This window comes from Teichococcus deserti (assembly GCF_001982615.1).
Taxonomy (GTDB): domain Bacteria; phylum Pseudomonadota; class Alphaproteobacteria; order Acetobacterales; family Acetobacteraceae; genus Pseudoroseomonas; species Pseudoroseomonas deserti.
In genome coordinates, this window is the sequence record NZ_MLCO01000180.1 from 1 (window position 1) to 12,604 (window position 12,604).

The 12,604-nt window shown below is 70.0% G+C and carries 12 protein-coding genes and 1 tRNA gene; 5 read left to right on the plus strand and 8 right to left on the minus strand.

Features of this window, described 5'->3' with window-relative positions; all coding sequences use genetic code 11:
- On the minus strand, window positions 1-397 hold a 397-nt coding region (locus BKE38_RS17620; protein WP_131829632.1), incomplete at its 3' end, for a DUF1826 domain-containing protein.
- A gap of 240 nt (window positions 398-637) precedes the next feature.
- Between BKE38_RS17620 and BKE38_RS17625 the strand changes: the two genes are divergently transcribed.
- The 3 genes from BKE38_RS17625 (at window position 638) to metW (ending at window position 2,786) form a co-directional block, all read left to right on the plus strand.
- Window positions 638-1,570, plus strand: coding sequence for a ribose-phosphate pyrophosphokinase (locus BKE38_RS17625; RefSeq protein ID WP_076958585.1), 933 nt, complete (start codon window positions 638-640; stop codon window positions 1,568-1,570).
- A 16-nt stretch (window positions 1,571-1,586) separates the two neighbouring features.
- Window positions 1,587-2,060, plus strand: coding sequence for a GNAT family N-acetyltransferase (locus tag BKE38_RS17630; RefSeq protein WP_076958586.1), 474 nt, complete (start codon window positions 1,587-1,589; stop codon window positions 2,058-2,060).
- 108 nt (window positions 2,061-2,168) lie between these two features.
- On the plus strand, window positions 2,169-2,786 hold the full coding sequence (gene metW / locus BKE38_RS17635) for a methionine biosynthesis protein MetW (protein WP_076958593.1): 618 nt from the start codon (window positions 2,169-2,171) through the stop codon (window positions 2,784-2,786).
- Window positions 2,787-2,825: 39 nt separating this feature from the next.
- Here the strand turns inward: metW and BKE38_RS17640 are convergent, their stop codons facing one another.
- The 6 genes from BKE38_RS17640 to BKE38_RS17665 form a co-directional block, all read right to left on the minus strand.
- A complete protein-coding gene (locus BKE38_RS17640) occupies window positions 2,826-3,932 on the minus strand; it encodes a DSD1 family PLP-dependent enzyme (RefSeq protein WP_076958587.1) in 1,107 nt (368 codons plus the stop codon).
- 103 nt (window positions 3,933-4,035) lie between these two features.
- Window positions 4,036-5,448 carry a phosphoglucomutase/phosphomannomutase PgmG gene (gene pgmG, locus BKE38_RS17645; protein ID WP_076958588.1) on the minus strand — a complete coding sequence of 471 codons (1,413 nt, stop codon included), beginning with the start codon at window positions 5,446-5,448 and terminating at the stop codon, window positions 4,036-4,038.
- 20 nt (window positions 5,449-5,468) lie between these two features.
- The gene (locus BKE38_RS17650) at window positions 5,469-6,773 is read right to left on the minus strand and encodes a UDP-glucose dehydrogenase family protein (RefSeq protein ID WP_076958589.1); all 1,305 of its coding nucleotides are present in this window, start codon (window positions 6,771-6,773) and stop codon (window positions 5,469-5,471) included.
- Between the two features lie 12 nt (window positions 6,774-6,785).
- Window positions 6,786-7,655, minus strand: coding sequence for a UTP--glucose-1-phosphate uridylyltransferase GalU (gene galU / locus BKE38_RS17655; RefSeq protein WP_076958590.1), 870 nt, complete (start codon window positions 7,653-7,655; stop codon window positions 6,786-6,788).
- A gap of 334 nt (window positions 7,656-7,989) precedes the next feature.
- Window positions 7,990-10,251: an NADP-dependent malic enzyme gene (locus tag BKE38_RS17660; protein WP_076958591.1), complete on the minus strand. Its 2,262-nt coding sequence runs from the start codon at window positions 10,249-10,251 to the stop codon at window positions 7,990-7,992.
- 90 nt (window positions 10,252-10,341) lie between these two features.
- A tRNA-Leu gene (locus tag BKE38_RS17665) sits at window positions 10,342-10,424 on the minus strand.
- Between the two features lie 149 nt (window positions 10,425-10,573).
- Here BKE38_RS17665 and lipB point away from each other — a divergent pair.
- The gene (gene lipB / locus BKE38_RS17670; protein WP_076958594.1) at window positions 10,574-11,257 is read left to right on the plus strand and encodes a lipoyl(octanoyl) transferase LipB; all 684 of its coding nucleotides are present in this window, start codon (window positions 10,574-10,576) and stop codon (window positions 11,255-11,257) included.
- Here lipB and BKE38_RS32205 read toward each other — a convergent pair.
- Window positions 11,254-11,403, minus strand: coding sequence for a hypothetical protein (locus tag BKE38_RS32205; protein WP_165694215.1), 150 nt, complete (start codon window positions 11,401-11,403; stop codon window positions 11,254-11,256). The genes lipB and BKE38_RS32205 overlap by 4 nt on opposite strands.
- 248 nt (window positions 11,404-11,651) lie before the next feature.
- Here BKE38_RS32205 and BKE38_RS17675 point away from each other — a divergent pair.
- Window positions 11,652-12,604: Ldh family oxidoreductase (locus BKE38_RS17675; protein ID WP_076958592.1), on the plus strand; the 953-nt coding region annotated here is incomplete at its 3' end.

Genomic DNA, 12,604 nt, shown 5'->3' on the forward strand with positions numbered 1-12,604 from the left:
GACGGGTGCAGAGCAGCGTCAGCCCCGGCCCGCTGTCGCGGAAGGCCGGCGCCGGCTCGGGCAGCGGGGTGTTCAGCCGGGCCCGCAGCCGCGGCCGGCCGGCGAATCCGGCCAGCAGCAGCGCCAGCCCGCCGAGCTCGGCCAGCCAGGCCACGGGCAGCGGCGCCTGGCCGCTCAGCGAATCGAGCAGGGCCTCCGGCTCGCCCTCGGCTTCGAGAGTCGCGCCGTTGTGCAGGATTTCTCGCGCGCTGCGGCGAAGCGGCGCGGGCAGCGGGCGGGCCCAGAGCAGCAGCCCCACCTCGGGGCGCAGGAACTCGCCCAGGATCGCCGGATCGCGGCCGGCCACCACGCTGCGGCGCGGCGGACAGCCCCAGGATGCTTCGCTGAACAAGGTCATCGGATTGTTATGGTATAACATAACAAATGACGCAAGCGGGTATGGCGCCGCGGCCACGCCGGCGCCGAAACGCCCCGAACGGCCATGGCGCAGCCCCGAATCGCAAGCCTCGCATGGCCGTGCGCGCCCTCGGCGATGGACATCGGACCGTCACGTTGCTACCACGCGGCCGTCCCTCGCCGGGCTCGACTTGCGCCCCCTTCCGCGCCAGGGTCCCGCTGCCCGGAGATGCCTCGCCCCATGAAGATCGTCGCCTGCAACAGCAACCGCCCGCTCGCCGAGGCGGTCGCCGCCGCGCTGAACCTGCCACTCACCCAGGCCTCCATCCGGCGCTTCGCCGACATGGAAGTCTTCGTCGAGATCCATGAGAACGTCCGCGGCGAGGACGTCTTCGTGGTGCAGAGCACCAGCTACCCGGCGAACGACAACCTGATGGAGCTGCTGATCACGCTGGACGCGCTGCGCCGCTCCAGCGCCAAGCGCATCACCGCCGTGATCCCGTATTTCGGCTATGCCCGGCAGGACCGGAAGTCCGGCAGCCGCACGCCGATCAGCGCCAAGCTGGTGGCCAACCTGATCACCGAGGCCGGCGCCGACCGCGTCCTCACGCTGGACCTGCATGCCGGCCAGATCCAGGGCTTCTTCGACATCCCGGTCGACAACCTCTTCGCCGCCCCGCTCTTCGCGCGCGACATCCTGGAGCAGTACAAGGGCCGCGACCTGATGGTCGTCTCCCCCGACGTCGGCGGCGTCGTCCGCGCCCGCGCCATCGCCGCCCGGCTGCACACCGACCTGGCCATCATCGACAAGCGCCGCCCACGCGCCGGCGTCTCCGAGGTGATGAACGTCATCGGCGACGTCGAGGGGCGCGACTGCATCCTGGTCGACGACATCGTCGATTCGGGCGGCACCCTGTGCAACGCCGCGGAAGCCCTGCTGAAGAACGGCGCCAAGTCGGCCTCCGTCTATGTGACGCACGGCGTCTTCTCCGGCGGCGCCGTGGCCCGCATCGGCGCCGCGCCGATCGAGCGCATGGTGGTCACCGACAGCATCCAGGCGACCGAGGCGGTGCGCGTCTCCTCCAACATCCGGCAGCTGACCATCGCGCCGCTGCTGGCCGAGGCGATCCGCCGCATCACCGAGGAAAGCTCGGTCTCCAGCCTGTTTAACTGACGAAAGGCGCGGCGCGATGGAGCTGATCCTGCGCGCCGCGACCGCGGCCGACCGCGAGGCCCTGATCGAGCAGTTCCAGGGCCTCAACCGGCACGAGGCCGGCATCACCGGCGACCGCCTGGGCGACCGGGAGGCCGCCATCGCCTCGTTCGAGGCGGCCGAGGCCAAGGTCGCCCGCAGCCAGGGCCATGCCCTGGTCGCCGAGCGGGATGGCGCCGTCATCGGCCACTGCTTCCTGACCTTCGAGCGCCACCCGCCCTATGTGACCGAGCGCGACTACGCCTATGTCGCCGAGCTCTATGTCCGGCCCGAGGCGCGCAGCCAGGGGCTGGGCACCGCCCTGCTGGCCGAGGCCGAGCGCCTGGCCCGGGCCCGCGGCATGAGGCGCATGCTGATCGGCGTGGTGGTCGGCAACGACCGCGCCCAGGCCGCCTATCAGCGCTTCGGCTTCGCCCCCTACACCACCGAGCTGATCAAGCCGCTGGGCTGAGGCTGGCGCCGCGCCGCTGGCAGCGGTAACCATCCGCCCATCCCGCTGAGGTCAGGAGCCGCGCCCTTGCCCGACACCCCGGAACCGGTGCGCTACGTCGCCAAGAACATGCGCCTCGACCTGCGGCTGATCGCCGGGATGATCACCCCCGGCGCCCGTGTCCTCGACATCGGCTGCGGCGACGGCGCGCTGCTCGACCACCTGACCCGGGAAAAGCGCGCCGACGCCCGCGGCATCGAGATCGACATGGCCCAGGCCACCGCGGCGGTCGCGCAGGGCCTGGCCGTCATCCATGGCGACGCCGACAACGACCTGGCCTTCTACCCCGACGACGCCTTCGACTTCGTCGTGCTCTCCCGCACCATCCACGCCGTCGAGAAGCCGCGCGAGGTGCTGCGCCAGATGCTGCGCATCGGCCGCCACGCCGTCATCTCCTTCCCGAACTTCGGCCATTGGGAGGTGCGGATGCGCCTGGCGCTGACCGGGCGGATGCCGATGACCGAGACCTGGGGGCGGCCCTGGTACGAGACCCCCAACATCCACCCCTGCACCATCCTGGACTTCACCGACCTCTGCGAGCGCGACGGCTACGCTATCGAGCAATGGCTGGCGGTCGACGAGAAGGGGGCGAGGGCGCCCTGGAAGAAGTCGGTCAGGCTGGCAAACTTCTTCGGGGAGCAGGCGCTGTTTCTTCTGAAGAAAAAAGATCAGGGGCGCCGCCCCTGAGACCCCGCCGGGGGAACTGAGTTCCCCCGGACCCCCACGTCACGACATCGCGCCGCGGGCGGCGATGGGCCACAGGCACTCCACGCGACCACCACGCACGCCGACGAACCAGTCGTAGCGATCAATGGTGGGGTCGCAATGGCCGGGCACCAGCCGCAGCTTGTCGCCCAGAACAGGCGCGACCCCGTCCTCGACCCGAAGATTGCCATGCTCGTCGGACGCCCCGACATAGCGCAGCCCGGGGCGCTGCCAGGGTTTCGCGAAGCCGCTATCGGTCGGCAGCGCCTTGTGGCCGGCATCCAGCACGGCGAAATCGGCGCGCGGCCGGCTCATCACCTGCGCCAGCACGAAGAGCGCGTGGCGGAAGGGCGGCGCCTCCTCGTTGGCGGCATAGTCGGCATCCATGAAGGCGTAGGAGCCGGCCTGGATCTCGTTGTAGACGCCGCTGGCCGCTTCGTGCCGGAAGGTGCCGGTGCCCGCGCCGCCGATGATGGCGCAGTCCAGCCCCTGCTGGCGCAGCTGCTCCACCGTGCGGCGGGTCTGCTCGATGGCGCTGGCGATGGCCTCCGCCCGGCCGGCGGGGGTGCGGATATGCTGGGCGCTGCCATGATAGGCCTGCAGCCCGCCGAAGATCAGATGCGGGCTGCCGGCGATGCGCTGGGCGAGCGCCACCGCCTCCGGCCCTGGCTGCACGCCGCAGCGGCCGGCGCCGACATCGATCTCCACTAGCACCGTCATGCGGAGGCCGGCGGCCTCGGCGGCCTGCTCGATCAGTGCGACGGCGTCGTGATTGTCGGCGCAGAGCGCGACCTTGCTGAGCCGCGTCAGCGCGGCGAGGCGCGCCAGCTTCTTCGGCGAGACCACCTCGTTGCTGACCAGGATGTCGGTGACGCCGCCCCAGGCCAGCGCCTCGGCCTCGGCGACCTTCTGGACGCATTGGCCGACGGCGCCGCGGCGCATCTGCTGCAGTGCCACGATCGGCGACTTGTGGGTCTTGGCATGGGCGCGGAGCTTCGTGCCCGTGGGCGCCAGGAAGCCTGCCATGGCGTCCAGATTGGCCTCGAAGGCGTCGAGGTCGAGGATCAAGGCCGGGGTATCGACCTCATCCTCGCGCATGCCGGGTTCGGCGGGCGGACGTTGCAGCATGGAAGCCTCGCGCAAAGAAGCGAAGGCTAGCCCTGCCGCGCGCCGCCGACCACCCGCCCATTGAAGGCGGGGGTCCAGGGGGCAGAGCCCCCTGGCCTTGGCTTCAGTGCCCGGCGTTCTCGCCCGAGAAATCCGGCGCGGCGAGGCCCGAGGCCTCGACCTGCGTCGCGATATCCTTCTTCAGCCGCTCCAGGCCCTCTTCCGTCTTGGCCTCGGCGCGGGCCACCAGCACCGCCTGGGTGTTGGAGGCGCGCAGCAGCCACCAGCCGTCCTCGGTCAGGACGCGGACGCCGTCGACGTCGTTGACCTTGGCGCCGGCCTTGGCCAGCCGCTCCTTGACCTCGGTGATGACGCCGAACTTGCGCTCGTCGGGGCAGTCGAAGCGCAGCTCCGGCGTGTTCAGCACCTGCGGCAGGCCAGCGCGCATCTCGGCCAGCGACTGGTCGGCGCGGGCGACGATGCCCAGCAGGCGGATCGCGCCGTAGAGCGCGTCGTCGAAGCCGTACCACTTGTCGGCGAAGAAGATATGGCCCGACATCTCGCCGGACAGCGGGGCCTTGGTCTCGGCCATCTTCGCCTTGATCAGCGAATGCCCGGTCTTCCACATCAGCGGCGTGCCGCCGGCCTTGGCGACCTCGTCGAACAGCACCTGGCTGGCCTTGACGTCGGCGATGATGGTGCCGCCGGGATGCGCCTTCAGCACGTCGCGGGCCAGCACCACCAGCAGCTGGTCGCCGAACAGCATGTTGCCCTCGCCGTCCACCGCGCCGATGCGGTCGGCGTCGCCGTCGAAGGCGATGCCCAGGTCGGCGCCCTGCTTCTTCACCTCGGCGATGATCTGCGCCAGGTTCTTCAGCACGGTCGGGTCGGGGTGGTGCGCCGGGAAGGTGCCGTCGATCTCGCCGTTGATCACCGTATGCTGGCCAGGCAGCTTGGCGACCATGCGCTTGGTGACCTCGGCGCCCGAGCCGTTGCCCGGATCCCAAACCACCTTCAGCGCGCGCTCGCCGCCGTCATAGTCCTTCAGCAGGCGGGCCAGATAGGCGTCGGCGACATCGACCTTGGTCGCGCTGCCGGAGGCTTCCGGCACCACGTCGCCGGCCTCGGCCATGCGGCCGATCTCCTGGATCTGCTGGCCGAAGAAGGGCTTCTTGCCCAGCATCATCTTGAAGCCGTTGTAGTCCGGCGGGTTGTGGCTGCCGGTGACCATGGCGGCGCCGTCGGCGCCGAGCTCATAGGCGGCGAAGTAGAGCATCGGCGTCGGCCCGCAGCCGATCCGCGCGACCTCGAGGCCGCAGGCGACCAGGCCGGCGACCAGCTGCGCCTCGAGCTCCGGCGAGGACAGGCGGCCGTCATAGCCGACCGCGACCTTCTTGCCGCCCTGGCGGACGACGATGCTGCCGAAGCAGCGGCCGATGGCGAAGGCATCCGCCCCCGAGAGGGTTTTGCCGACGATGCCGCGGATGTCGTATTCGCGCAGCGAGGTCGGGTGGAACGCGTGGTGAAAAGCAGACATCCAGGTGTTCCTTTGGGAAATCAGGGGCGGCCGATGGAGGAATAGTCGAAGCCGGCGTCGCGCATCGCCTCGGGGTCCCAGACGTTGCGCAGGTCGCAGATGACCTGGCCGGCCATGGCCGACTTCAGCTTCTGCGGCGCGATGGCGCGGAACTCGTTCCACTCGGTGATGAGGACCAGGGCATCGGCGCCCTTCGTGGCATCCAGCGCGTTCTCCGCCCAATGCACGCTAGCCGGCAGCGACTGCTTCGCATGGCTCGGCTGCGGGTCATAGGCGCGGATGCTGGCGCCCGCCGCGGCCAGGGCCGGCAGGATGACCAGCGACGGCGCATCGCGCATGTCGTCGGTCTCCGGCTTGAAGGTCACGCCCAGCACCGCGATGGTCTTGCCGGTGACGCTGCCGCCGCAGGCGGCGATGACGCGCTCGGCCATCTGCGCCTTGCGGGCCTCGTTGGCGGCGATGGTCTGCTCGACGATGGTGGCCGGCGCGCCCAGCTCCTGCGCCGTGCGGGCCAGGGCCAGCGTGTCCTTCGGGAAGCAGGAACCGCCATAGCCGGGACCCGCATGCAGGAATTTTCTTCCAATTCGCCAGTCGAGGCCCATGCCGCGCGCGACATCGTGGACGTTCGCGCCCGCCTTCTCGCAGAGGTCGGCCATCTGGTTGATGAAGGTGATCTTCACCGCCAGGAAGGCGTTCGCCGCATACTTGATCAGCTCGGCGGTCTCGATGGCGGTGGCCAGGACCGGGGTCTCGATCAGGTAGAGCGGGCGGTAGAGCTTCTTCAGCACCGCCAGGGCGCGATCGGAATCGACGCCGACGACGACGCGGTCCGGCCGCATGAAGTCGCCGATCGCATTGCCCTCGCGCAGGAATTCCGGATTCGACGCGACCTCGATCTGCAGGTCCGGCCGCGCCTTGCGGACGATCTCCTTGACCTTGCGGCCGGTGCCGACCGGGACGGTCGACTTGGTGACGAGCACCAGCGGACCCTCGGCGGCCATCGCCACCTGCTCGGCGGCGGCGAAGACATAGGACAGATCGGCATGCCCGTCACCGCGGCGGGTGGGCGTGCCGACGGCAAGGAAAACCGCCTCGGCGCCGCGGATGGCTTCCTTGAGGTCGGTGGTGAAGGTCAGCCGGCCGTCGGCAACATTTTCGGCGACGAGCTTGTCGAGGCCGGGCTCGTAGATGGGGATGCGGCCCTCGCGCAGCGCCTCGATCTTGCTGGCTTCCGTGTCGACGATGCAGACATCGGTGCCGAACTCGGCGAAGCAGGCTCCGGAGACGAGGCCGACATAGCCGGCCCCGATCATGGCGATGCGCATAGGGCCGCGGCCTCAGACGTATTTGGGCAGGAAGTCGTGCACCGCCTGGGCCAGGTCCGGGCGCTGCAGCGCGAAGGCGATCTGCGCCTCCAGGAAGCCCACCTTGTCGCCGCAGTCGAAGCGCCGGCCTTCATAGCGCAGGCCGTGGAAGGGCTGGCTGCCGATCAGCTTGGCCATGGCATCGGTCAGCTGCACCTCGCCGCCGGCCCCCTTCTCCATCTTGGCCAGATAGGGCAGCACCTCGGGCATCAGCACGTAGCGGCCGATGACGGTCAGGTTGGAGGGCGCGACCTCGGGCTTCGGCTTCTCGACCAGGCCCTTGACCGAGACCAGACGGCCCTTGTCCTCGGCGACATCCAGCACGCCATACTTGTTGACGCGTTCCATCGGGACTTCCTCGATGGCCACGACATTGCCGCCGGTCTCGTAATAGGCCTCGGCCAGCTGCTGGGTGCAGGAGGTCTTGCACAGCATCAGGTCGTCGGGCAGCAGGATGGCGAAGGGGTCGTCGCCGATGAAGGAACGAGCGCACCAGATCGCATGGCCCAGGCCCATCGGCACCTGCTGCCGCACGGTCGAAATGCTGCCCGGCAGCTGCGACTGGCGGCGCAGGTCCTCCAGCACGTCGAGCTTGCCGCGCTCCTGCAGGGTGCGCTCCAGCTCATAGGCGACGTCGAAATGCTCGACGATGGCGGTCTTGCCGCGGCCGGTGACGAAGCAGAACTGGTCGATGCCGGCGGCGCGCGCCTCTTCCACCGCATACTGGATCAGGGGCTTGTCGACGACCGGCAGCATTTCCTTCGCCAGCGCCTTGGTGGCGGGCAGGAAACGGGTGCCCAGACCGGCAACGGGCAGCACGGCCTTCTTCAGGGGTTTGGTCATGGGGCAGGTCCTCCTGGATACGGTCGCGCCATCCCAGCATGGGGAAGCGGCGGAATCATGGCTGCTGCGCAGAATTGCCACGGCGTTAACACGGCGGCAATTCGCCGTTCCGCGCCAAAATGATGAACTTCGCCCGAGCAGAAGCTTATCCGCCGTCCTTGGTTGCCGGGATCGCCGAAAAAAACCGGGGATAACGCGCGAGGACTGCAGAAGATCAGCGGCCGCGAAAATGTCACCGGCCCCGCTCTAGCTCGATTCGCCGGGGCGGGGGCAAGAAAAAGCCCCCGGAAGCGGCGCTTCCGGGGGCGGATCAGTCACCTGGACCGTTGCAGCTTCAGGCCTGGGCCGAGGCCAGCGCCGTCAGGTTGGCGATGCCGCGGGCGGTGACGCTGGGCACCAGCACATGGATCGGCTTGGCCATGCCCAGCAGGATCGGGCCGAGCTGCAGCCCGTCCGCCGCCGCCTTGACCAGGTTGTAGGCGATATTGGCCGCGTCCAGGTTCGGCATGACCAGCAGATTGGCCGATTCGGTCAGCGGGCTGTCATGCACCGCGCGGTCGCGGATCGCCGGCACCAGGGCGGCGTCGGCATGCATCTCGCCATCCACCTCGAGCTCGGGGGCGGCGGCCTGGATCAGCTTCAGCGCCTCGCGCATCTTCCGCGCGGAGGGCGCCTGGCTGGCGCCGAAGGAGGAGTGCGACAGCAGCCCGACCTTGGGCACCATGCCGAAGGCGCGCACCTGCTCGGCCGCCAGCAGCGTCATCTCGGCCACCTGCTCGGCGGTTGGATCCACCAGCAGGTGGGTGTCGACGAAGAACAGCGTCCCCGCCGGCAGGATCACCCCGGTCAGCGCATAGACCCGGCTGGCCTGCGGGTGCTTGCCGATGACGTCATAGGCCTGGTGCCAGGTGCGCATCCATTCGCCCTGGCCGCCGACGAGGGCAGCGTCGACATGGCCGGCCTCCAGCAGCAGGGCGGCGGCGACGCTGGGGCGGGTGCGCACGAAGCGCTCGCAGGCATCCGGCGGCACGCCGCGGCGGCCGACCTTCTGCCGCAGCAGCTCGACCAGCGGCGCGAAGAAGGCATGGTCCTGGGTCGGGTCGACGACGCGGACGCTCTCATCGAGGTCCATGCGCAGGCCCATCGCCTTCACCTTGGCCTCGATCACCGCGCGGCGGCCGACCAGCACCGGCTCGGCCATGCCGTCGTCCAGCACGGTCTGCACGGCGCGCAGCACCCGCTCGTCCTCGCCCTCGCCATAGGCCACGCGCTTCGGCGACTTGCGGGCGGCATAGATCACCGGGCGCATCAGGTCGCCGGAGCGGTAGACGAAGCGCTCCAGCGTCTCGCGATAGGTCGCGAAATCGGCGATCGGCCGGGTGGCGACGCCGGAATCCATGGCGGCGCGGGCCACCGCGGGCGCGATCTCCAGGATCAGCCGCGGGTCGAAGGGCTTCGGGATGATGTAGTCGGCGCCGAAGACCGGGGCTTGGCCGCCATAGGCCGCGGCCACCACCTCGGAGGCCTCGACCCGGGCCAGGCGGGCGATGGCCTCGACGGCGGCGACCTTCATCTCCTCGTTGATGGTGGTCGCCCCGGCATCCAGCGCGCCACGGAAGATGAAGGGGAAGCAGAGGACGTTGTTGACCTGGTTCGGATAATCCGACCGGCCGGTCGCCACGATGGCGTCCGGCCGCGCGGCGCGCACCGCCTCGGGCAGGATTTCCGGCTCCGGATTGGCCAGCGCCAGCACCAGCGGCTTCGGCGCCAGCAGCGGCAGCCATTCCGGCTTCAGCACGCGCGGCGCCGAGAGGCCGAGGAAGACATCGGTGCCGGGCAGGGCGTCCTCCAGCGTGCGCTGGTCGGTCTCCCGCGCGTAGCGGTCCTTGTAGGGGTCCATCAGCTCGTTGCGGCCGATATGGACGACGCCCTTGATGTCGGTGACCGTGATGTTCTCGCGCTTGGCGCCCATGGCGACCAGCAGGTCGAGGCAGGCCAGCGCCGCGGCGCCGCCGCCCGAGGTCACGATCTTGGCGTCGGCGATCGACTTGCCCTGGACCAGCAGGCCGTTGCGCACGGCGGCGGCGACGATGATGGCGGTGCCATGCTGGTCGTCGTGGAAGACCGGGATCTTCATCCGCTCGCGCAGGGTGCGCTCGATCTCGAAGCACTCGGGGGCCTTGATGTCCTCGAGGTTGATCGCCCCGAAGGACGGCTCGAGCACGGCCACGGCCTCGATGAATTTCTGCGGGTCGCGCTCTTCCACTTCCAGGTCGATCGAATCGATCCCGGCAAACTTCTTGAAGAGGACCGCCTTGCCTTCCATCACCGGCTTCGAGGCCAGCGCGCCGATGGCGCCGAGGCCGAGCACGGCGGTGCCATTGGTGATCACCGCGACCATGTTGCCGCGGGTGGTCATCTCATAGGCGGCAAGGGGGTCGGCGACGATGGCCTCGCAGGCGGCGGCGACGCCGGGGGAATAGGCCAGGGCCAGGTCGCGCTGGGTCGCCATGCGCTTGGTCGCTTCCACGCTGAGCTTCCCGGGACGGGGAAGGCGGTGGTAGTCGAGCGCGGCTTTGCGAAAATCCTCGTCCATTGGCACCTCCGTGCCCCGGACGATGACGGAGCCGGTGGCGGGCCACAAGGGACCTGGACCGGATGGCAAGCGGGGCGATTAGGAAAAATATGCGGCCAAGAAGATTCGAACTTCCACGGGGTTGCCCCCACCAGCACCTCAAGCTGACGCGTCTACCATTCCGCCATGGCCGCACAATGGTAATGTATCGACAGGGACGGGCGTATAGCGAATGACGGACGGGTCGGCAACGCCTGGCAGTGAAGTTCCGGTGGATATTTCGCCGGGATGTGCCATCTCCGCCGGCATGACGACCGAGATCCCGCCGGCTGCCCCCGCGGACATGCCCTCGCTGCCTGCCGCCCTGCCGCTCGAATGGCGGGTGGAGGAGGGGCTGACCGACTACCCCGCCGCGCTCGGCGCGATGCAGGCGCGGGTCGCCGCCATCCGCGCCGGCACCGCCGCCGAGCAGGTCTGGCTGGTCGAGCACCCGCCCAGCTACACCGCCGGCACCTCGGCCGACGCGGCCGACCTGGTGGATCCGCGCTTCCCCACCTATGCGGCCGGGCGTGGCGGGCAATGGACCTATCACGGTCCCGGCCAGCGCACCGCCTATGCCCTGCTCGACCTGCAGCGCGCGCATGGCCGCGTGCCGGCGCGCGACATCCGCGCCTATGTCGAGGGTCTGGAGGAATGGATGATCCGCACCCTCGACCGCTTCAACGTCAAGGGTGAGCGGCGGAAAGGCCGGGTCGGCATCTGGGTGGCCGAGGGCGGCGGGCGCGAGAGCAAGATCGGCGCCATCGGCGTGCGGGTGACCCGCTGGGTGAGCTGGCACGGCATCGCGCTGAATGTCGAGCCGGACCTGTCGCATTTCGCCGGCATCGTGCCCTGCGGCATCCGCCAGCACGGGGTGACCAGCCTCTGGGCGCTGGGCGTCACCGCGACCATGGAAGAGGTCGATATCGCGCTGCGCGCCTGCTGGGACGAGGTCTTCGGCAATCAGGCCGGGGAGGGGGGTGCTTAGGCCCCCAGCACCAGCCAGCCGATCGAGGCCAGGGCGACCCAGCTGACCGCCAGGGTGCCGAGCAGCCCGGCCCAGTTCATGTCGCGGCCCTTGGGCTCGCGCGGCCTGGAGGGGGCGGCAGCGGGGGAGAAGGTCGTGGCGCTCATCCTGAACACTCCGGCGGAAGGATCATTTCGCTCAGCGTAACAAGGTTGCTGTCGCAATAATAAGAAAAACCGCGCGAAAGTTGCCTCGGCCGGGGAATGTCGCGGCGGCGTGTCACCTGCGCCACAGCGGCGCTGCGGGTGCCTGCCGCGTTGCGGGGCCAGAAGCCTCATGCGATCATCCTACCTGTCCAAGAACAGGAGTTGCGCATGCTCTGCCCCGCTGCGTTCCCGAATCACGGCCGGGCCGCATGAGCGCCGCCGCCCCCGCCGACCAGGCCACCCTGCCGCGCTACGCCGCCGGCGCCCTGCGCGAGGCCGGCGCCGCCCTCTTCGCCACCCAGGGCGTGCCCGCCGACAAGGCCGCCGTCATGGCCGAGGTCCTGGTCGAATCCGACCTGATGGGCCACGTCACCCATGGCCTGGGCCTGCTGCCGAAATACCTGGACGACCTGGCCGCCGGCCGCATGGCGACCGAGGGCGAGCCCGAGGTGATCAGCGACCGCGGCGCCTGCCTGACCTGGAACGGCCGCGGCCTGCCCGGCGGCTGGCTGACCATGAAGGCGCTCGACATCGGCATCGCGCGCGCCCGGCAGCACGGCACCGCCAGCATCGCCATCGGCAACAGCCACCATATCGGCTGCCTGGCGGTCTATCCGGCGCGCGCCGCCGCCCAGGGCATGATGGCCATCCTGCACAGCAGCGCCCCCGGCACCGCCAGCGTCGCCCCCTTCGGCGCGCGGGAGGGCGTGCTCGCCCCCGACCCGGTCTCGGCCGGCTTCCCGACCGGCGGCGTGCCGGTGGTGACCGACATCAGCGCCTCGATCACCACCAACAACATGAGCCTGCGGCTGATCGCCCAGGGCGGCCGCTTCCCGCAGAAATGGCTGCTCGACGCCGAGGGCATGCCCACCGACGACCCGGCCGCCATCACCCAGGGGGGGACCATCCTGCCCGCCGGCGGGCTGGACCACGGCCAGAAGGGCTATGGCTGGGCGTTAATGACCGAGGCGCTGACCCAGGGCCTGTCGGGGCATGGGCGGGTGCAGAAGCCGAGCGGCATGATCGCCAGCGTCTTCCTGCAGGTGATCGATCCGGAAGCCTTCGCCGGCCTCGATGCCTTCACGGCGCAGACCGGGCACACCGCCGCCGCCTGCCGCGCCGCGGCGCCGCGGCCGGGCCTGCCGCCGGTGCGGCTGCCGGG